The sequence below is a fragment of the Hyunsoonleella aestuarii genome (genome assembly GCF_006148925.1).
Taxonomy (GTDB): Bacteria; Bacteroidota; Bacteroidia; order Flavobacteriales; family Flavobacteriaceae; genus Algibacter_D; species Algibacter_D aestuarii.
On sequence record NZ_VAWB01000001.1, the window covers coordinates 764,137 to 786,945 of the forward strand.

Annotated in this window: 18 protein-coding genes; 14 read left to right on the plus strand and 4 right to left on the minus strand. The window is 34.5% G+C overall.

Translation table 11 applies throughout. From position 1 onward, the window contains the following. Positions 1-96 precede the first annotated feature (96 nt). From FEF17_RS03595 to FEF17_RS03660, 14 genes are all read left to right on the plus strand, one after another. Positions 97-1,056, plus strand: a complete 960-nt coding sequence (locus FEF17_RS03595; RefSeq protein WP_139000993.1) for an L-threonylcarbamoyladenylate synthase — start codon at positions 97-99, stop codon at positions 1,054-1,056. Positions 1,057-1,266: 210 nt separating this feature from the next. Continuing rightward, entirely contained in the window at positions 1,267-7,320 is a 6,054-nt protein-coding gene (locus FEF17_RS03600) for a VPS10 domain-containing protein (protein ID WP_139000994.1), read from the plus strand. A gap of 200 nt (positions 7,321-7,520) precedes the next feature. Beyond that, positions 7,521-8,546: a hypothetical protein gene (locus FEF17_RS03605; protein WP_139000995.1), complete on the plus strand. Its 1,026-nt coding sequence runs from the start codon at positions 7,521-7,523 to the stop codon at positions 8,544-8,546. Positions 8,547-8,764: 218 nt separating this feature from the next. Next, positions 8,765-9,220, plus strand: a complete 456-nt coding sequence (gene rplM / locus FEF17_RS03610; RefSeq protein ID WP_139000996.1) for a 50S ribosomal protein L13 — start codon at positions 8,765-8,767, stop codon at positions 9,218-9,220. After that, a complete protein-coding gene (gene rpsI, locus FEF17_RS03615) occupies positions 9,220-9,606 on the plus strand; it encodes a 30S ribosomal protein S9 (protein WP_139000997.1) in 387 nt (128 codons plus the stop codon). The genes rplM and rpsI overlap by 1 nt, the downstream gene beginning before the upstream one ends. Positions 9,607-9,797: 191 nt before the next feature. Then, positions 9,798-10,571, plus strand: a complete 774-nt coding sequence (gene rpsB, locus FEF17_RS03620) for a 30S ribosomal protein S2 (protein WP_139000998.1) — start codon at positions 9,798-9,800, stop codon at positions 10,569-10,571. A gap of 85 nt (positions 10,572-10,656) precedes the next feature. After that, positions 10,657-11,631 (plus strand): translation elongation factor Ts, encoded by a 975-nt coding sequence (tsf, locus tag FEF17_RS03625; protein WP_139000999.1) that lies wholly within the window; start codon positions 10,657-10,659, stop codon positions 11,629-11,631. Positions 11,632-11,770: 139 nt separating this feature from the next. Then, on the plus strand, positions 11,771-12,478 hold the full coding sequence (gene pyrH / locus FEF17_RS03630; RefSeq protein WP_139001000.1) for a UMP kinase: 708 nt from the start codon (positions 11,771-11,773) through the stop codon (positions 12,476-12,478). A gap of 48 nt (positions 12,479-12,526) precedes the next feature. Next, positions 12,527-13,084, plus strand: coding sequence for a ribosome recycling factor (frr, locus tag FEF17_RS03635; RefSeq protein ID WP_139001001.1), 558 nt, complete (start codon positions 12,527-12,529; stop codon positions 13,082-13,084). A gap of 47 nt (positions 13,085-13,131) precedes the next feature. Continuing rightward, on the plus strand, positions 13,132-14,382 hold the full coding sequence (locus tag FEF17_RS03640; RefSeq protein WP_139001002.1) for a hypothetical protein: 1,251 nt from the start codon (positions 13,132-13,134) through the stop codon (positions 14,380-14,382). A 58-nt stretch (positions 14,383-14,440) separates the two neighbouring features. After that, entirely contained in the window at positions 14,441-16,828 is a 2,388-nt protein-coding gene (locus FEF17_RS03645) for an efflux RND transporter permease subunit (protein ID WP_139001003.1), read from the plus strand. A gap of 80 nt (positions 16,829-16,908) precedes the next feature. Then, positions 16,909-18,345 (plus strand): asparagine--tRNA ligase, encoded by a 1,437-nt coding sequence (asnS, locus tag FEF17_RS03650; protein WP_139001004.1) that lies wholly within the window; start codon positions 16,909-16,911, stop codon positions 18,343-18,345. A gap of 69 nt (positions 18,346-18,414) precedes the next feature. Continuing rightward, positions 18,415-19,869, plus strand: a complete 1,455-nt coding sequence (rpoN, locus tag FEF17_RS03655) for an RNA polymerase factor sigma-54 (RefSeq protein ID WP_139001005.1) — start codon at positions 18,415-18,417, stop codon at positions 19,867-19,869. Then, positions 19,869-20,474, plus strand: a complete 606-nt coding sequence (locus FEF17_RS03660) for a hypothetical protein (RefSeq protein ID WP_170180958.1) — start codon at positions 19,869-19,871, stop codon at positions 20,472-20,474. Before rpoN ends, FEF17_RS03660 begins: the two co-directional genes overlap by 1 nt. Here the strand turns inward: FEF17_RS03660 and FEF17_RS03665 are convergent. The 4 genes from FEF17_RS03665 to FEF17_RS03680 all read right to left on the minus strand — a co-directional run bounded on the left by FEF17_RS03665 (position 20,469) and on the right by FEF17_RS03680 (position 22,762). After that, a complete protein-coding gene (locus tag FEF17_RS03665; protein WP_139001006.1) occupies positions 20,469-21,161 on the minus strand; it encodes a porin family protein in 693 nt (230 codons plus the stop codon). The two genes, FEF17_RS03660 and FEF17_RS03665, sit on opposite strands and share 6 nt — an antisense overlap. A 115-nt stretch (positions 21,162-21,276) precedes the next feature. Further along, positions 21,277-21,756, minus strand: a complete 480-nt coding sequence (locus FEF17_RS03670; RefSeq protein ID WP_139001007.1) for an ExbD/TolR family protein — start codon at positions 21,754-21,756, stop codon at positions 21,277-21,279. Between the two features lie 24 nt (positions 21,757-21,780). Beyond that, the gene (locus FEF17_RS03675) at positions 21,781-22,389 is read right to left on the minus strand and encodes an ExbD/TolR family protein (RefSeq protein ID WP_139001008.1); all 609 of its coding nucleotides are present in this window, start codon (positions 22,387-22,389) and stop codon (positions 21,781-21,783) included. A 1-nt stretch (position 22,390) separates the two neighbouring features. Next, the gene (locus FEF17_RS03680) at positions 22,391-22,762 is read right to left on the minus strand and encodes a hypothetical protein (protein ID WP_139001009.1); all 372 of its coding nucleotides are present in this window, start codon (positions 22,760-22,762) and stop codon (positions 22,391-22,393) included. Positions 22,763-22,809 lie beyond the last annotated feature (47 nt).

Genomic DNA, 22,809 nt, shown 5'->3' on the forward strand with positions numbered 1-22,809 from the left:
AAAACTACGCATCACATGATATTTGAAAGAATGACCACCCCACAAATAAGTAATTTCAAGAAATCCATGTATTTTTGCAGCGCTTTAAATTAATTAATGAGCGTTATTTCGAAAGACATACAAAAAGCCATTGCACTTTTAAGTGCAGACAAATTGGTTGCCATTCCAACTGAAACAGTCTATGGCTTAGCTGGAAATATTTATAGCAAAACCGCTATAAAAAGAATTTTTGAAACTAAAAAACGCCCTTTTTTCAACCCTTTAATCGTTCACATTCCATCAGTAGATGCTTTATCGGATATTGTAAGTTACGTCCCTAAAAAAGCAAGATTATTAGCCGAAGCCTTTTGGCCAGGATCAATGACCTTGGTTTTAAAAAAACAAGTTACAATACCAGATATAATAACAGCTGGAAAAGAAACCGTAGCGGTTCGTGTTCCGAAACATCCTGTAACTTTGGAATTACTAAAACAACTCCCTTTTCCTCTAGCAGCTCCAAGCGCCAACCCTTTCGGGAGTATTAGCCCTACAAAACCAGAACACGTTGAACGTTATTTCAAAGATGCTATCGGCCAAGTTCTAGATGGTGGCGCATGCATTAATGGAATAGAATCAACCATCATAGGTTTTGAAAATGATGAACCTATCATTTATCGTTTAGGTGCTTTACCTATAGAAGATATTGAAGCTGTTGTTGGTAAAGTAGCTATAAAAAACAAAAAAGAAATTAATCCAGATGCTCCAGGAATGCTAGAGCGTCATTACGCACCATCAACCAAAACATTTCTAACCGAAAATATTTCACAAGAATTAAAAAAACATTTAGGAAAACGCATTGGAATCTTAGTTTTTAAATCAGTCATAAAGGATAGTAATATTACATCTCAAATTATTTTATCCGAAAAAGGAGATATGCAAGAAGCGGCATCACACCTTTATAATGCTATGCACGATTTAGACCACCAGAACCTAGATGTTATTATTGCAGAACGTTTTCCTAATTTTGGATTAGGAAAATCTATTAATGACAGACTTGAACGCGCTACATTTAATTAGTTCCTAGCTCGAATTCATTATGATTTTACAACGAAAATTAAACCCTTCAACGACTTTTATGTAAGTTTTATCTAAAACCGCTTCCATACATCTATTAATTTTAGGATTTTCTTAACAATAGTTTATATTGGTCTCACTTTGAGTACGTTATTTCCCTCCTTCGTTAACTGTTATTCAATAGTTGATTAATCAATTTAACCCCCATCTACAATGAAAACCAAAATTAAATTCTTTGGGTTTTTTACTATTCTACTGACTTTTCTTCTTTTAAGTCTTTCAGTAAATGCTCAAATTCACGAAAAGTTAGAACGCAGTGGTAATTACACTTTCAAACAAATTGTTAACCAGTCCGAACAGCATTTCGATCGCATAGGCCGGGGCAAAGGTGTTGGCTATAAACAATTTCAAAGATGGAAATACTGGGCTGAACGTAACCTTGAAGACAATGGTAAAGTTAGAAATACCATGAAAGCGTTACAGTCTTACAAAAAATTCTCAAAGGAAAGTAAGGCCTCGGAATCCAAAAGTTCTGGCGATGCTAAAATTGCTGCCGCTAGAAGTTTTGCGACTAGTTATGTTGAATTAGGACCTTTAACATCCACATATACTTCAACATGGTCTTCTGGTCTTGGGAGGGTAAGTGCTATTGGGCTTGACCCAAACAATGATAATCATATTTTAGTTGGATCTCCAACTGGTGGCATCTGGAAAACAACCAACCTAGGAGGTACTTGGACACCTTTATTTGATGACCAAGCTAATATTGATGTTTATGCACTTGAAATTTCCCATAGCAATTCCAACCACTATTGGGCTGGTCTAAATGGGGGCCTAGTAAGAACTACTAATGGTGGTACAAGTTGGTCGAATGTTTCAGGTATTGATACTAACGATCTATATAATACTATTACAGTGCATCCAACCGATCCCAATATTATTTTTGCAATCGGACAATATCGAGGAAAGGTTTTCAAATCTACAGATGGCGGAAACAGTTTTTCATTGATGTTGGATATAACCAAAGATTTATTCGACTTAGAATTTCATCCAACCAACCCTAATATTATTTACGTTTCAGGAGAAGATACAGTTTACAAATCAACAAATGGAGGAAACGCTTTCTCTCAAGTAACAACTGGTCCATGGAACGGTTCTAGCAATGTAATTATGTTAGCTACTACTCTTGCTGCTCCTAACAATCTTTATGCACTTGAAGAGCAAGGTGGCGGTTTTAATGCTTTATACTTATCACAAGATGCAGGAAGTACTTGGACAACATTAGATAGTTATGATGGCACAAATAACATTATGGGCTACGATCAAAATGTACAAAGTGGGCAAGCTCCTCGAGATATGGACATAGTTGTATCTCCTGTAAATGGTAACATCATTCATGTTGCAGGTGTTGAAACATGGCGTTCGAACGATTTGGGACAAAACTGGACGAAAACTACAAGATGGAATGCTCCGGGAGCAAGCGACTTTATACATGCAGACATCGACCTTTTAATTTACGATGGAAACCGAATAGTAGCTGGCACTGATGGCGGAATCTTCTATTCTACCGATGAAGCTAATAATTGGACAGACATTTCTGCTGGTTTGGCTATTAGACAATTTTACAGAATTGGTGCTTCTGAGACGGATGCAGATAGAGTTTCTGGCGGGAGTCAAGATAATGGTACAGGAACATTAGTTTCTGGAACTTGGAGAGACTGGCTTGGTGCCGATGGTATGGAAACCTTTATAGATTGGAATAATGCCGATATTATTTATGGTACTAGTCAAAATGGAACATTTTATAAGTCTATTGATGGTGGTAATTCCAGAACATCAATATCTAATTCACCACCTAATGGAAACTGGGTAACTCCTTTCGAACAAGACCCAGTTAACCCTTCAACAATATATGCGGCTGTAAATCAAGTCTATAAAAGTACTAATGGCGGTGGTAGCTGGTCAACCATTTCTAATTTCTCAAGCGGAAATGCCGACGAAATGAAAATATCACCGGTAGACCCCAACTATATTTATGTCAGTTATGGGGCAACTCTTTACACAACAACAAATGGTGGCTCCAACTGGACAATACGTTCCATTCCTGCTGGATCAAGAATTAACTATATTACGGTTCATCCTACAGATGCTTTGCGACTAGCTATTGCAGTTTCTGGCTCAAGTAATAAGCTGCATGAAAGTTTGGATGGCGGTGCAACTTGGACAAATATTACAGGTAACATACCTTCTTCTGTAAGTATTGAATGTGTATTGTATGATGAGGCATCTGATGGTGGCTTCTATGCAGGTGGAAATCCTGGTATTTATTATACCAGCGATACAGCAGCTCCAAGTTATAGTGATGTTACAATAAATTTACCAAAAGTCCGTATTACGGAATTAGAAATACGAAACCAAGTATTATATGTTGGCACCTATGGTCGAGGACTTTGGAAATACGACTTTGGTTGTGACGGCAGTTTAACCGGACAAGCTTGTAATGATTTTGACGCCTGTACAGAAAATGATGTGTATGATGCTAACTGCGATTGTGCAGGAACGCCAGTAGCAGACTCCGATAACGATGGTGTATGCGATACCATAGACCAATGTCCAGGTTTTGATGATAACATAGATATCGACCAGGATGGTATACCAGATGCATGTGATTCTAGTGTAGACTGTAATTCATGCGAAACTGTGATAAGTAATTTTCCAGATGTCGAGGATTTTGAAAGCGGAACAAATGGTATATGTCAATTTGGATCGGATGATTTAGACTGGACAGTAAATAGTGGATCTACTGGATCTACTGGAACAGGACCTTCTGGCGCTCATTCTGGTTCAAATTATTTTTATGTAGAAGCTAGTGATCCTAACTTCCCAACTAAAGTGGCTAAATTCAAAGGCTCATGTTTTGACGTATCCGACGCCAGTGCAGCATCAATAGATTTCTGGTATCACATGTATGGTGGTTCGGTTAATGAATTAAAACTAGATATCTCAACCGATGGAGGCACAAATTATACAACTGTATGGACTCAAACGGGTAATAAAGGAGACTTATGGTTAAATGCTAATGTAGATTTAACTGCCTATATTGGATCTGAGTTAACCTATGCATTTACTGTAACGACAGGAACTAGTTGGAGCAGTGACATTGCAGTAGACTTAATCACTGTCGATGCTAGTTTTGGCGCATGTTCTTCAAATGGAGGTGATGCCGATGGTGATGGTATTTGTGCCGATATAGATTGTGATGATGACGACCCTAATATTGGAAGTGAAGGTATGACTTGTGACGATGGAGACGATTGTACAGAAAACGATGTACTAGACGCCGACTGTAATTGTGCGGGAACTTTAATTGAAACAGATACAGACAATGATGGTGTTATTGATTGTGATGATCAAGAAATCAATTCGCCGTGTCCATTAGATGTTGATACCAATGGTGTTTCAAATGACAATGATAATGATGGTGTTCCTAATTGCAGCGATAACTGTCCTGACGATCCTGATAAAACTGAACCAGGAGATTGCGGTTGTGGTGTTGCTGAAGTAGATGCTGACGGTGATGGTATCCTTAACTGTAATGACCTAGAACTTAATTCACCTTGTCCATTAGATGTTGACGCCAATGGCGTTTCTAATGACAATGATAGCGATGGTATTCCAAATTGCAACGATAACTGTCCTGACGATCCTGATAAAACAGAACCAGGAGATTGCGGCTGTAATGTTGCAGACAATGATACAGATGGTGATGGCGTTTTAGATTGTGACGATAGTGAGATTAACTCTCCTTGTCCTCAGGATGTTGATGCTAATGGGATATCAATCGACACTGATGGTGACGGTATCCTTAACTGTAATGATCTAGAAGTTAATTCTTCTTGTCCTCAGGATGTTGATGCCAACGGTATCTCTAATGATAATGATAACGATGGCACTCCTAATTGTTTAGATAATTGCGATAACGACCCTAATAAAACTGAACCTGGAGATTGCGGTTGTGGTGTTTCTGAAGCTGATACTGATGGCGATGGTGTGCTGGATTGTAATGACCAAGAGATTAATTCGCCTTGTCCTCTCGATGTAGATGTCAATGGAGTTTCCAATGATGTTGATAACGACGGTATTCCTAATTGTAATGATTCTTGCAATAGCAATTTAGATTCCGATGGTGATGGTATATTCGACTGTGATGATCAAGAGATAAACTCACCTTGCCCTCTAGATGTAGATGCGAACGGTGTTTCTAATGATAATGATAACGATGGTACTCCAAACTGTAGCGACGACTGTCCTGACGACGCCGATAAAACTGAACCTGGAGATTGTGGTTGCGGTGCAACAGAAGCGGATGCCGATGGTGATGGTGTGATTGATTGTAATGATCAAGAACTTAATTCTTTATGTCCGCTAGATGTTGATAGTATTGGAGTTTCTAATGATGATGATGGCGATGGCATTCCTAATTGCAACGATAACTGTCCTAACGATCCTAATAAAACAGAACCAGGAGATTGTGGCTGCGGTGTTACTGATATTGACAGTGATAACGATGGTGTTTTAGATTGTAATGATAATGAGATTAATTCGCCTTGTCCACTAGATGTAGATGCCAACGGTATTTCGAATGACGACGATAGTGATGGCATTGCAAACTGTCTTGACGACTGTGATGATCGAATTGACAGTGATGGCGATGGTACTCCAGATTGCACCGATAATTGTGAGAACGACCCTAATAAAACTGAACCTGGAGATTGTGGTTGCGGTGTTGCTGATATAGATACAGATGGCGATGGTGTATTAGACTGTAATGACTTAGAGATTAATTCGCCTTGTCCGCTTGATGTTGATGCTGACGGCATTTCAAATGATGATGATGGCGATGGTGTTCCTAATTGTGATGATGAATGTCCTGCTGGCGATGACACAGTAGATACTGATGGTGATGGTACTCCAGATGCATGTGATTGTACAAGCACCGATTCCAATTTTAATTCAAATACATTAAGTGGTTACTCAAGTACTACCTTAAATTTAAGCGGTGGTACTCATAAAAACGTAAGCTTTACTGTAAGCGAATTGAATGCACGAACAGGAGGAAAACCAAACCGACGTTTCGTAGAACAAGTTGCTGTTAGCTATGTGAACGGCAATGGACAAAGTGTATCGTATGGTACTTTTAGAGGTGATGCTGTTAGCAGCGTTAATGTATCCATTATAGGGAAAGTTCAATCTATAACAGTTAGTTTGTCGGATGCTTTAGGTAATACAGATGCATTAAGTGTTAACCTAGGAACCGTCAATACATGTGTGACTCTAGATTGTACTGACTCTGATGGTGATGGTGTTTGCGATGGTGAAGATATATGTCCAGACTTCAATGATAATCTGATTGGAACGGCCTGCAACGACGATAATCCGTGTACCATAAATGATGTTTATGGAAATGACTGCAATTGTTCTGGAACCTATGCAGATTCTGATGGTGATGGTGTTTGTGATGGAGATGATGTGTGCCCTGGAGGTGATGACAATATAGATTTAAATGGTAATGGAATTCCTGATGATTGTGATTGTACAGGGGAAACCGGAAATTTTAGTCAAAGTACGCTTAATCATTCAGGAGGAGGTTCTAGTAATGTAGACTTTGTTTTTGCAAACCCATCTAAAGACGTACAATTCTCAATATCCGGGTTGAACGCCAAGATAAATGGTAATCCAAGAAACAGATATGAGGAAATTGTTGATGTTACCTATGTTTTGGCTAGCGGCGGTTCACAAACATTAACCTACAGCGGTGCCAATACGAGCAACGCCAATGTGAACATCAATCAATACATTACTCAGGTATCGGTAACATTGAGCGAAGGTATTTCTGGTAGTTCAACTGCCTTGAGTGTAAACCTATCAGGAATCAATTATTGTGCTCAAAACCCTAGTGAGACTGAACCTTCTAATGGGCTTCCAACAGAAGATAACGGCCGTAATATTGATGAAATTGACTTGAAAATATTCCCGAACCCAGCGAATAATGAAATAAATATCTCTTTTGCAAGTCCAAATAATGGAGACTATAGTATTGAAGTTAAATCTATATTAGGTCAAAGGGTATATAAAACCAAGGGGCTAGGTTCTGGAGATAAATCAAATTCTAAACTAGATGCTAGTAATTGGCAATCTGGAATGTATTTTGTAATTATTAATGTTGAAAAACATGTGTTTGTTGAAAAAGTTGTTATCCAACACTAAAACATATTTTGTTCGATAATCTAAGTTAACGAAATACGGTAAGTTCAAATATTAACTAAAAATAATACCACCTAAGGTTAGCTTTAGGTGGTTTTTATTTGCTGTTTTTCCTATTTAAAAGGACATCAATAAATGTTTGTTTTTGTAACTTAGCATGCATCAGCCCTAATGCATTTTTAATTCTAAATCAAAAGAAAAATATGAACAACAAACATGTAGGTTCACATAATAATTATCTAGTTTTTGGTATTCCATTACTAATTATCTTAACGATGATTTTAATTGCAAAAACTTCTTTGTTTCAAATAAACTCAAACGCCTTAGCAACAGGAATTACCTTCGATCTTTTATTAACATTACCAATTGTTTATTTCCTACTTATAAGGAAAACAAATATTCCAAAAACAACTATAATACCATTATTAATTCTTGCAATAGTTATTTGTTCTGCTATTCTTCCATTAGAACATCAATTTTATTTAAACCTTTTTAAGATCTGGATTCTTCCAATAGTTGAATTAACCGTTCTGTCATTTGTAATTTATAACGTCAGAAAAGCAATAAAATCATTTAAGCTAAAAAAAGATGCTTCGGTTGATTTTTTTACAACCTTAAAAAGTACGTGTTATGAAATTCTTCCGGAAAATGTGGTAATGCCATTGGTTACTGAAATAGCTGTGTTTTACTATGGTTTTATATATTGGAAAAAGCGGAAATTAAATGTTAATGAATTTTCATATCATAAAAATAGTGGGACAATTATAGTATTAATAGCTATAATTTTTATAGTTGCTATTGAAACTTTTGTCTTACATAAACTTTTGGTAAGATGGAGCCATTTGGCAGCTTGGATCTTAACATTTTTAAGTATTTATTCGGGAATTCAAATTTTTGGCTTTCTGAAATCTATGGTTAAACGACCAATACTGATAGAAAATCAACAACTTTTGCTGAGATATGGAATTATGACTGAAACGATAATAGACATTAAAGATATAGAAAGTATAGAAATAACATCTAAAGATTTAGAAAAAAACAAAGAGACAAGAAAACTTTCGCTGTTAGGTGATTTAGAAAGTCACAATATGGTTATTCGTTTAAAAGAAGAAAACACCCTAGTTGGACTTTATGGGATAAAACGAAAATATAAAAATTTAGCCATTTACGTTGACGACAAACACGAATTCCTAAACCAAATAAATAATTTACAGCAACCACAACACTAGCTAAGTATTTTAATCAATAGATTAGTTCAATTCTATTTAATTTAAAATACTTCTTTCATGCAATTTTAAATATCGAAAATCCAAAAGAATTATCAGAATAAAACAACCTAATTTTCCACTAAAAATAATAGCTCACAGTATTTGGTAATAAAATATATAATCGTAAATTTGCAAACTCTTTTTGAGAGAGGAATGTTTAATAATTAAAAAATCAAAGTGTGGACACATTAAGCTACAAAACGATTTCAGCAAACAAAGCTACTGTAAATAAGCAGTGGGTTTTGGTTGATGCTGAAGGTCAAGCGCTTGGTCGATTAGCTTCTAAGGTTGCAAAACTTTTAAGAGGCAAGCACAAGCCAAACTTCACACCTCATGTTGATTGCGGAGATAATGTTATAATTATCAATGCTGAAAAAATCACGTTATCTGGTAACAAATGGACTGATAAGTCATACATTCGTCACACAGGATATCCTGGAGGTCAAAGAAGTTTAACAGCTACGGAATTGTATGGTAAAGACCCTGCAAGAGTAGTTGAAAAATCAGTTAAAGGAATGCTGCCTAAAAACAAATTAGGTGCAGATTTATTCCGTAATCTAACAGTTGTTGTTGGTGCAGAGCATAAACATGATGCTCAAAAGCCTAAAACAATTAACTTAAACGAATTCAAATAATGGATGTAATTCACAAAATTGGCCGTAGAAAGACGGCTGTTGCACGCGCTTATGTTGCCCCAGGAAAAGGGAACATTACAATTAATAAAAAAGACTTAGCTAATTATTTTACTACTGCTACTTTGCAGTACAAAGTAAAACAACCATTAGTTTTGACTAACAATGACGGCAACTTTGATATTATAGTTAATGTATATGGAGGTGGTATTACTGGACAAGCCGAAGCTGTTCGATTAGCAATTTCTCGCGCAATGTGCGAAGTTGATGCGGAAAACAGATTAACCCTTAAGCCAGAAGGGTTATTAACTAGAGACCCAAGAATGGTTGAGCGTAAAAAATTCGGACAGAAGAAAGCTCGTAAGAAATTCCAGTTCTCTAAACGTTAATATCCTGAACTTGGTTCAGAATCTGGTTATCAGATTCCTTTATCATTTTCAAAACAAAATAATAAATTAAAAACAGTTATTGTTGTCCTAGTGTAAAAACAGGATTTAGTTTAGCATCTAAATAGTTAAGGCGATTTAAAAAATGACCACTTAATTATTGCTAATTCAACAGAACGTAAACTATTACAAAAATGGCAGTAGAAGTAAAAGAATTACTTGAAGCAGGTGTACACTTCGGACACCTTACACGTAAGTGGGATCCAAACATGGCTCCTTATGTTTATATGGAGCGTAACGGCATCCATATTATTAACCTTTACAAAACAGCGGCAAAAATTGACGAAGCCGGAGCAGCTTTAGCAAAAATAGCAGCTTCTGGACGTAAGATTTTGTTCGTTGCAACGAAAAAACAAGCAAAAGATATTGTAGCTGAAAAAGCAGGATCTATTAATATGCCTTACATCACTGAAAGATGGCCTGGAGGCATGTTAACAAACTTTGTAACTATTAGAAAAGCTGTTAAAAAAATGGCTTCAATTGATAGAATGAAGAAAGATGGTACTTTCATGACCTTATCTAAAAAAGAGCGTTTACAAGTAGATCGTCTTAGAGCTAAGTTAGAGAAAAACTTAGGATCTATTAGCGATATGACTCGTTTACCTGGTGCTTTATTTGTTGTTGATATTAAACGTGAGCATATCGCGATTAAAGAAGCTCAAAAATTAAACATTCCAATCTTTGCAATGGTAGATACCAACTCAGACCCGCGTCAAGTTGATTATGTTATCCCAGCAAATGATGATGCTTCAAAATCAATTGATAAAATTTTATCTCACGTTACTAATGCTATATCTGAAGGTTTAGCAGAGCGTAAAGCTGAAAAAGAAGCTGCAGCAGCTCCAAAAGCTGAGGTACAGGCAAAAGCTGCTCCAGCTAAAGCCGTTGTAGCTGAAGAAGAAGAATAAATTATTTTAAAACAAACAATTAAGTCGTTTAATTCTTTTCTTCATTGAAAGTAAATTGAACGACTTTTTTAAATTATAAGAAATTATGAGTACTACAGTAAAAATAACAGCCGCTGAAGTAAATAAATTAAGACAAGCCACTGGCGCAGGTATGATGGACTGCAAAAAAGCTTTAGTTGAGGCCGAAGGTGATTTTGATAAAGCCATCGAAATTTTACGTAAAAAAGGACAAAAAGTTGCCGCTAAAAGAGCAGATAGAGAATCTAGTGAAGGTGCAGCTGTGGCAAAATTAAACGCTGATAATACAGTTGGCGTAGCTATTGTTTTAGGTTGTGAAACTGACTTTGTTGGTAAAAACGAAAACTTTTTAGCATTGGCCAGCCAATTAGGTGATATTGCTTTAACTACATCTTCCAAGGAAGAATTTTTAGCTGCTGATTTTGGTGGTATGACAGTTGCAGAGAAATTAGTTGAACAAACCGGTGTAATTGGCGAGAAATTAGACATCAACGCTTTTGAGAAAGTAGAAGCTGCATATGTTGGTTCTTATGTACATATCAATAAAATTGCTGCAATAGTAGGTTTTTCTAGTGTAGTAGATAATATTGAAACACTAGGCAAAGACGTAGCTATGCAAATTGCCTCTATGGGAGCAACTACATTATCATACAAAGATTTTGACCCTGCTTACATCGCTTCAGAAACTGAAGCAAGGATTGCTGTTATTGAGAAAGATAATGAAGAATTGGCACGTTTAGGAAAAACCCTTAAAAATGTACCACAACACATTTCTATGGCGCAATTAACTCCTGAAGTTTTAGCTCAAGCAGAAGAAGCTGCAAAAGCAGAACTTAAAGCTGAAGGTAAACCAGAACAAATATGGGATAGAATTCTTCCAGGAAAAATGGATCGATTTATTTCAGATAATACAACGCTTGACCAAGAACAATGTTTACTTGATCAAAACTTTATAAAAGATGAAAAGAAAACTGTAGCAACCTATGTTTCTTCTTATGGTGATGTAGAAATTACAGGTTTCAAACGTGTTAATTTAGGATAACAAATAAGTAACAAAACTTATTAAAATAGAAAACCATCATACGCTTAAGTATGATGGTTTTTTTGTGTTTAAAATCAAGTCAACATAAGATTTCAGAAATAAAAAATTTATGTAGTTTTGTTAAACTTCAAAAGTTAACATGAAATACAAAAGAATACTCCTCAAATTATCAGGTGAAGCCTTAATGGGAAATCGCCAGTATGGTATTGACCCAGAACGCTTAGCTGAATATGCTCAAGACATAAAAGAAATCACAGAAAAAGGGGTGCAAGTTGCCATTGTAATTGGTGGTGGTAATATTTTTAGAGGCGTTGCAGGGGCAAGTAATGGTATGGATCGTGTTCAAGGTGATCATATGGGCATGCTTGCAACAGTTATTAACGGACTTGCTTTGCAAAGTGCATTAGAAGATGCAGGGCTTAAAACTAGGTTACAGACCGCCATAAAAATTAATGAAGTCGCAGAGCCTTTCATACGTCGTAAAGCTTTAAGTCACTTAAATAAGGGGAGAGTTGTTATTTTTGGAGGTGGTACTGGAAACCCATATTTTACGACTGATTCTGCAGCGGTTTTAAGAGCTATTGAAATTCAAGCAGATGTCATTTTAAAAGGAACTCGAGTTGATGGAATCTACAATGCAGATCCAGAAAAGGATAACAATGCTACTAAATTTAATTTCATATCTTTTGACGACGTACTTAGTAAAGGGTTAAAAGTTATGGATACAACAGCTTTTACGCTAAGTCAAGAGAACGAATTACCAATTATTGTATTTGACATGAACAAAAAAGGTAATCTTCTTAAAGTAGTCTCTGGTGAAAAAATAGGTACCGAGGTAAATATTTAAAAATTGGCGTAATTTTTGAAACATTGATTGATATAAAAGTTTAGAACTATGAACGAAGACATACAATTTATATTAGATTCGGCAAAAGAAGCTATGGATAACGCAATTGCTCATCTTAAAAAGCAATTTGTTAATATTAGAGCTGGAAAAGCTAGTCCTGCAATGTTAGGCAGTGTAATGGTTGATTATTATGGAACACAAACACCATTAAATCAGGTAGCGAATGTTAATACTCCAGATGGTAGAACCATTACAGTGCAGCCTTGGGAAAAAAGCATGCTTCAGGAAATAGAACGAGGTATTATGTATGCTAATTTAGGATTTAACCCAATGAATAATGGCGAATCTGTTATTATCAATGTACCGCCACTAACTGAAGAAAGGAGACGCGATTTAGCTAAACAAGCAAAAGCGGAAGCTGAAGAAGCCAAAATAAGTATAAGATCTGCAAGAAAAGATGCTAATAATGAGGTTAAAAAATTAGACGATGTATCTGAAGATTTAAAAGGTAATGCCGAAATTGATGTACAACAAATGACTGATAAATACGTTAAGATTGCCGATGATCTATTTGATAATAAGGAAAAAGAAATAATGACTGTTTAATATAAAGCGACCGAAGCGGTCGCTTTTTTTATCTTATCCTCTCTTGTATGCGAAATTACTGTGTTCTATTATTTCTAATTATTACTATTAACACATTCGGACAAGAACCAACATCGTCTCAAGACTCCACTAAAACAGAACAAGATTCTATTAAGAAAGAAGCCTTCATTAAACATATAGGCAATGGTTACTTTCCTACACGTTATTTTGATTTTGATTTACGATACCTCATTAAATTTAATCAATATGAAGGTTTTAGAACTGGGTTAGGAGGTAAAACAAACAATGCATTTTCTAATAAATTTAGACTAAACACTTATGTTGTTTATGGTTTTGGTGATCAAAAGTTCAAGTATAGTTTTGGTGGCGGCTTGAAACTTAATGAAAAGCACAACACTTGGCTAAATCTTTCTTATACAGATGATCTACAAGAAACTGGAAGTACAAACTTTTTAACAGATGGTAGATTTTTTCAGTTTTTCGAACCCAGATTACTTAACATAGATTTGTTTTATCGTCATATTACTTCAACACTTTTACTTGAACATAATATACAGCCAAATTTACTTTCTAAACTCCAGTTTACAGTTAGTAATATTCATCCCATTCATAATTACATTTTTAATGTTGGCGATGACAACTATTCTAATTACGAAATAAGCTCCTCTACTTGGGCTTTGCAATGGCATCCTAAAAAGGATAAGCAATCAAAACTTGTTTTTCCAAGGCTAACCTTGCAATACACCAAAAGTTTTAAAGATGTTTTTAAAAGCGATTTTAATTTTTCAAAAATAGATTTTAAAGGATTACATAGGTTTTACTATGGGCAAGAAAGTTATTCTGAAATTGCAGTAACCTCTGGATTAGCTCGTGGAAAAGCTCCACTCACTCATCTTTATCACGCTTATCCAAACAACATAAGAAAAGAAACAATAATGCAAAGGTTTTCTGTAGCAGGTTTAAATAGTTTTGAAACCATGTTTTTTAATGAATTTTTTTCAGACAAGTTTACTACCATTCAGTTTAAACACTACCTAAAACCATTTAATATTTCTGAGCATTATAAACCCCAAATGGTATTAATTTCGCGTTACGCGATTGGAGATATTGACAACTTAGAAAGGCATCAAAACGTCACCTTCAATACACTGGAAAAAGGCTACACGGAATCAGGATTTGAAATCAATAAACTACTATTTGGATTTGGGCTAAGTCTAACTTATAGATACGGCGCTTACCATTTGCCAAGTATTGCCGATAATGTTGCGTTTAAGTTTACTTTTAATATAACATTATAAGCCATTTAAGTATAGTAATTCATTGTTTTTCCTACCTTTGCCCATCTTAAATTAAAGCATGTTTAAACTTTTTACAAAAGATTTTTGGGATGTCGTTGCCCGGTTAATTTTACGTAATAAAATTGGGATTCTAATTGGCATTGCAATTATTACTTTCTTTTTTAGTTTACAGTGGACTAACATGCGATTTACTTACACCGAGGCTAATTTACTGCCCGACGACCACGAAGTAAATCTTACTTACAATGATTTTCTAAAAACCTTTGGAGAAGAAGGTAATCTGGTTTTGTTAGGGGTAAAAGATGAAGCTCTTTTTAGTGTTGCTAAATTAAATGCTTGGAATCGATTATCTGAAACTTTTAAAAAATATGATGCTGTAGAAACGGTTATATCAATAAAAGATTTGCAAAAGCTGATAAAAGATGTTCCAAATGAAAAATTTAATCTTGAGCCGTTTATAAAAGATTCAATCACTACAATTAGTCAGATTGAAAAACTTCAGGAAGAATTATTCCATAAATATCCGTTTTATGATAATTTTTTGTTCAATTCTGAAACTAAAACAATTAGGACTGCTTTATATTTAAAGAAGGAGATTGTTAATACACCGGCTAGAAAAGAATTTATTGTAGAGAAATTAATCCCAGAGATTGAAGCATTTCAAAGTTTGCACGAATTAGACGTCCGCGTATCTGGTATGCCATACATAAGAACCCTTAATTCACAAATTATTATTGATGAAATTGGATGGTTTGTTGGTTCCGCTTTGTTTGTAACGTCTATTATTTTCTTTTTCTTTTTTAGATCTTTTAGAGCCACATTCATATCGTTGGTTGTTGTATGCATTGGGGTGATGTGGACTCTAGGTATTCTTGGGCTATTAAATTATGAAATCACTGTTTTAACGGCGCTCATTCCTCCGCTAATAATTGTTATTGGTATTCCAAACTGCATTTTTCTAATAAATAAATACCAACATGAAGTAAAATTACATGGAAACAAAGTAAAATCCTTGCAACGTGTTATAACTAAAATTGGTAATGCCACTTTAATGACTAACGTTACGACTGCCTCTGGATTTGCTACTTTTATTCTAACAGAAAGTAAATTATTAAAGGAGTTTGGTATTGTAGCTTCTCTAAGTATTTTGGCAATTTTTATTTTATGCTTATTAATTATACCAATAATATATACATTTTTACCGTTCCCTAAGGATCGCCATCTGGAGCATTTAAACAAACGTTGGATTGGGGGGTTTGTTAACTGGATGGAGTATATGGTAAGGCAAAAACGCATAGCTGTTTATGCTACTTCTGTAATACTTCTAATTGCTAGTATTATTGGCATCTATCAAATAAAAATTTCTGGAAGTTTAATAGAGGACATGCCTAAAAAAACTGAATTTTTTAGCGATATAAGGTTTTTTGAAGAAGAATTTAATGGCATTATGCCTTTGGAGATAATGATTGACACAAAACGCAGAAAAGGTGTCATGAAATTATCAACTTTAAAACGAATGAATGAGCTAGAGGACTTAATAATTGAAACTCCAGAGCTTTCGAAACCTGTCTCAGTTGTTAGCTTAGTTAAATACTCGAAGCAAGCCTATTACAATGGAAACCCTAAGTTTTACCAGCTACCATCATCTCAAGAAAACAGCTTTATTTTATCATATGCCAAAAACTCTTCCTCAAATGTCGATTTGCTAAAAAACTTTGTTGATAGTACCGGCCAGTATGCACGAATCACAACTTTTATGAAGGATATAGGTACCGATAAGATGGAACGCATCCAAGAAAACATTCAAAACAAAATTGATAAGGTTTTTCCAAATGAGCGGTATAATGTAACCATGACAGGTAAGGCACTCGTTTTCCAAAAAGGAACAAAATATTTGGTTAAAAATCTGGCCATTTCATTGTCTTTAGCCATTCTTCTTATTTCAATTTTTATGGCTTATATGTTTAGGTCTGCCAGAATGATTATTGTTTCACTAATTCCAAACTTACTACCTCTGCTAGTTACAGCAGGTTTAATGGGATATTTAGGAGTGCCTATTAAACCATCTACTATTTTGGTATTTAGTATTGCATTTGGTATTTCGGTGGATGATACCATACATTTTTTAGCTAAGTACAGACAAGAATTGTTAGCCAATCAATGGAAAATTAAAGTTTCTGTTTATAACGCACTAAGAGAAACTGGAGTAAGCATGTTCTACACCTCAATTGTGCTATTCTTTGGTTTTTCTGTATTTACAATTTCCAGCTTTGGTGGTACCGTTGCACTAGGAGCACTAGTTTCTGCCACACTTCTATTTGCAATGCTTTCCAATTTAATTTTATTACCATCTCTTTTACTTTCATTAGAGCGCAGTATTGCTAACAAAGAAGTGTTTAGAGAGCCTTCAATTAATATAATTCCAGAAGAAGACGAAGCAGATTAATTCATTGTTAGAATTTCATCTTTTCGTTCTTTAAAGCTTCATGCTTTTTTTATCTTTACTTTTTATAAATTATCTTGTTTATGGAGACATATACTGTTTCAGAAATACTTAAAAAAGAATCGTCAATTTTTCAAAGTGTATCTATTAAGGGATGGGTTAGAACATTTAGAGCAAATAGATTTATTGCCCTAAATGATGGTTCTACATTAAATAACATTCAATGTGTAGTAGATTTTGAAAAGTTTGATGAAGATTTATTAAAGCGAATTACCACTGGTGCCGCCATTCACGTTATGGGAGATTTAGTTGAAAGCCAAGGAAAAGGGCAAAAAGTAGAAATTCAAGTAAATACTTTAGAAGTTTTAGGAGATTCAGACCCTGAGACTTTCCCAATACAACCCAAAAAACATTCATTCGAATTTTTAAGAGAGCAAGCACATTTACGTACCAGAACCAGCACGTTTAGCGCTGTTATGCGATTGCGTTCATCTTTATCATTTGCCATTCATAAATACTTTAATGAGAATGGCTTTTATTATATGCATACTCCTATAATTACAGGTAGTGATGCGGAAGGTGCTGGTGAAATGTTTAGGGTTACAAGTTTAGATGCTAAAAATCCGCCTTTAAATGAAAAAGGACACATTGACTATACAGAAGATTTTTTCGGCAAAGAAACTAATCTTACTGTATCTGGACAACTTGAAGCTGAAACCTATGCCATGTCATTAGGTAAAGTATATACATTTGGCCCGACTTTTCGAGCGGAAAACTCAAATACTTCTCGTCATTTAGCGGAGTTTTGGATGATAGAACCAGAAGTTGCCTTTATGGATTTGGCAGGAAACATGGATCTGGCTGAAGACTTTTTAAAATTTGTTTTGAAGTATATTTTAGAGCATAATCTTGAAGATTTAACCTTTTTAGATACGCGTTTACAAAATGAAGAAAAGACAAAACCTCAAGCTGAACGCAGTGATATGGGCTTAATTGATAAATTAAAGTTTGTAACTGAAAACAACTTTATGCGTCTCAGTTATACTGAAGCCATTGAGATTTTAAGAAATAGCAAACCGAACAAAAAGAAGAAATTTAAATACTTAATTAACGAATGGGGTACCGATTTACAAAGTGAACATGAACGTTTTTTAGTTGAAAAACACTTTAAATGTCCAGTAATATTATTTGATTACCCAGCAAATATCAAAGCTTTTTATATGCGCTTGAATGAAGATGGAAAAACGGTACGAGCTATGGATATTTTATTCCCAGGTATAGGAGAAATTGTTGGTGGAGCACAACGTGAAGAACGTTTGGATGTTTTAAAAGAAAAAATGGCAGCCATAGATATTCCTGAAGAAGACCTGTGGTGGTATTTAGATCTACGAAAATATGGAACAGCTGTGCATTCTGGTTTTGGATTAGGCTTTGAGCGTTTAGTAATGTTTGCAACTGGTATGGGTAATATAAGAGATGTGATACCTTTTCCTAGAACACCACAAAGCGCCGAATTTTAATCTAAAAAATAAGCCCAATTGCTAAGGATAAAAGTTTTTTTATATTTTTAGCTTAAACCAAATCACAATATGCTCAAGCAATATTTACAATTTAAATTATCTCAGAAGCTATCGCCACAGCAAATTCAATTAATGAAATTGATACAGTTGCCTACCCAAGCTTTTGAACAGCGATTAAAGCAAGAACTTGAGGAAAATCCTGCTCTTGAAGGTGGTAAAGAAGATAATGACAGTGATTTTGACTTAGATAATTCTGATGACGATTACAATGATAATGAAACTATAGAGGCAGATGACATTAATGTTGATGACTATTTAAGTGATGATGAAATACCAGATTATAGAACACAAGTAAACAATTACAGTAGTGATGACGATGAGAAATCCATCCCCTACGCTGCAGGCATGTCGTTTACGCAACATCTCATCAATCAACTAAATACATATCGATTAGATGATGAAGAACGAGAAATTGCTGAATTTTTAGTAGGAAGCGTGGATGAAAGTGGTTATATAAGGCGTTCACTTTCTGATATTATGGACGATTTGGCCTTCACACAAAATGTATATACCACCGAAGATAAAATAGAACATATATTACGCATTGTACACCAACTAGACCCTGCAGGTGTTGGAGCAAGGAATTTGCAAGAGTGCTTGAGTATTCAACTTCATAGAAGAGAAAAGACACCAAATGTTGAATTAGCTATTAATATTATTGATAATGCTTTTGATCAGTTTACTAAAAAGCATTACAAAAAACTACTTCAAAAATTCGATATTTCGGAAATGCAATTGAAAGATGCTATTTCAGAAATTGAGCATCTAAATCCAAAACCTGGTGGATCCTATTCTGGAAATAACAGAATAGTAGAACATGTTGTTCCCGATTTTGCCATTAAAATTGTTGATGGCGAATTAGAATTAACATTAAACGGTCGAAATGCTCCAGAATTGCATGTTTCTAGAGAGTACAATAACATGCTCAAAGGTTATAAGGAATCGAAAGATAAATCGAAATCTCAAAAAGATGCTGTAATTTTTATAAAGCAAAAATTAGATGCAGCAAAGTGGTTTATCGAAGCCATAAAGCAACGTCAACAAACGCTATTTGTTACCATGAGTGCTATTATGCATTACCAAAAAGAGTATTTTTTAAGCGGTGATGAGCGCAAATTAAAACCAATGATACTAAAAGATATTGCCGATGAGATATCTATGGACGTTTCTACAGTTTCGAGGGTAGCAAATAGTAAATATGTAGACACTCCTTATGGCACCAAGTTAATAAAAGAATTTTTCTCTGAATCTATGAAGAATGACCAAGGTGAGGATGTATCTACTCGAGAAATTAAAAAAATATTAGAAACAGTTATAGAAGAAGAAAACAAAAGAAAACCATTAACAGACGAAACGTTAGCATCAATTTTAAAAGAAAAAGGATATCCAATTGCGCGAAGGACCGTCGCTAAATATAGAGAACAACTAGATATTCCCGTTGCGCGTTTACGTAAAAAAATATAATGGATAAAATTCTTAAGAGTATCTCGTTTATTTTTCATCCATTAATAATGCCAATACTAGGTGTTGTCTTTTATTTTGCGAAATCGCCGCGTTATATCCCTCCAGAGATCATTAAAGCAAAGTTGGTTTCTCTCTTTATACTAACAATAATTTTACCTATTCTGCTTTACTTTTTGCTTAAAACTTTGAGGAAGGTAAAATCTATTTATTTAGAGTCTGCTCGAGAGCGTATTTTCCCTTTAACGTTAAATTTTGGTGTGATTTTAATTGTACTACAACGTATCCTAACACCAACCCAAGTTATTGAGCTTTACTATTTTTTTGTTGGAATTTTAATTTCAACACTAGCCTGTTTAATACTAGCAATACTAAAGTTTAAAGCCAGTATACACATGATGGCTGTTTCTGGCCTGTTCATGTTTTTTGTAGCGCTTAGCATCCATTTTAGCATTAATATTAATGGCACATTAGCGTTAATGTCTATTATAATAGGTGGTGTTGCAACTTCAAGACTCCATCTAAACGCACACACTTCTAAAGAATTAGTGATTGGTATTTTTATTGGCTTTGTTCCACAATTATTACTAGTAAATTATTGGTTATAAAATATAGAACATTAAACCAAATTTTATAACATTCATATCTAATTGCTTTCCATTAAGTAGACTGCCATCAGAAAAAATTGGGTTTAAACCATAATAAAAGTTAATATTCCAAGTATTATAACCTACGCTTAAGGTAAGTCCGTACTGAAAGTCGTTAAAGCTCGATATACTGTCATGTCGAATATTACCCAATTCACCTTTATACTTCGATCTATGAGCAAATAAATAACCTATCTTAAACCCAGTATATATACGCCAAAATTTATATTCCTCTGGTGCAGATGTTCTCCATCTAAACTCAAACGGCAGTTCAATTAAAAAAGTAGAGAATTTATTCTTTGAAAATGTACTGTTATCATTAAGAATTTGGAAACTGGTATTTCCCAAATCATCCTTATTAATAAACAAATTAGGATTAATTGAATTAGAAGACACACCTAAACCAAGACCTAATGCCACGTTTCTATTTTTGTTAATTGGCATATCTCTTATAAAACCTAACAGAAAACTACTAGAAAAACCCGTCTGAGATAAATTTTCAGGCTTATTGCCAATCAAGATATAAGATACCCCAATATAAAATTGGTCTTCACGATAGAGCGAGTCAACCACCTTTTCTGTGTAGTCTTGAGAACAAACTAATTGCCCGTATAAGACAAAGAACAATAAAATGAAAAGTTTTTTCATGACCTAAATTTAAATCTTTTTAAGTGATAGTGATATATCAGCTTCAAACTCAAATATAAAAAAAGGCATTCTAAACGAATGCCTTAATCTATTAACAAATTTTATTAAGATAACTTTATTTCATATTCGTTAAAGCATCACCACTCCCGGTTGTGTAGTTTATCTTTAATGCGTTCACTTTTCTAAGTTCTTGTTTCACATCACCAACAATCCCCATGTTAGCTTCTTTATCAACTTTTAGAGACACAGTTAAAAAAGGTATTAGTTCTTCTCTTAGAGCAGCTCTTTCTGCACTAATAAAAGGCGCTATGTCTTTAATATCTGCAAACTTATCATTAAGTTGAATCCTAGCTTCAGTACCAAACTTTTTGTAATTAGCACTAGGTTTACCCATATAAACATAACTTATCGGGTTCTTCTTATCTAATTTCTCAATTTGGTCAGCAACGGGTAATGAATTTTGAATCATCAATGTATCTTCTCTCATCACGGTAGCTACCATAAAAAAGAATAATAACATGAATACAATATCTGGTAATGATGCTGTATTTATTGGAGCTAATCCTCCATCTTTTTTCTTCTTAAATTTAGACATAATTAATATTTATTTAATTCTAAATTATTCTATTACTTCAGAGAATTTCTGAGGAATTTCTACTTTAATTTGGTCAATAACCTCTTTAAGTTTCTCTTTATTCCCAGTCCAACGAACGTCTTTATAGCTTTCTTGCATTTTTATAAAATCCATACCTGGAAATCCTCTCTGAGGACCAATTTGAAGCGCTCTCCTGTTTCTCAAAACATTATAAGCTGCTACAATTTCATTTTGTACTGCAATATAAGCTGCATAAGATGTTTCACGATCATTCTTTAAAGATATAATAGCTTTATCTGGGTTATCAGAAGATGCTGGATCCTTTCTTCCTTGACAATAGTTACAACTACCATCACCTCCATTATCTAAAAACTCTGTTGCAGCTTTTCTTAAATCTTTAAGTTCCATAAGTTCATCTTCAACAAGCAATTGATCTTTACCATTTAACAATACGGTAAATATATTTTTCTGCTTAATGATAACGTCCTCATCTGACTCTTCCATTGGAGGAAGCTTACGGTTTATTCCAGAATCTTTTTCAATGGTTGTAGTTACCAAGAAAAATATCAGTAATAAGAAGGCAATGTCGGCCATTGAGCCTGCATTAACTTCTGGTGCTGCTCGTTTTGCCATATTATTTTATCATTTTTTTAATTCCAGAGAACAACATAGTTCCTCCTGCAATAAGAATAAGTGCATAGAATAAGTACAGTCCTGCTCCTATTAACTTTGAACCTCCAGCTGATAAAGTTCCGCCTTCTTTTAAAGGTGTTTCAACTCCGGTAGCTAAGAAGTAGCATATTACTCCCAAAAGCGCAAATGAACCTACGCCTTTAAGGGTGCTTTTTAGAGTTGCCGAATCTGAAAGTAAGTTAATTAAGGTAAATAAAACAACAGAAACTAAAACTATTGCTAAGGTAATATAGGCTATAAATAATACGCTACCTATCTGACCTTCGTTTCCTGATGCTAACATTGCAGTAAATACAATTCCAGCAATAGCCAAAACAAAAGCCCTATTTTAAATATTTTGTGCATAATAGTTTATGTTTA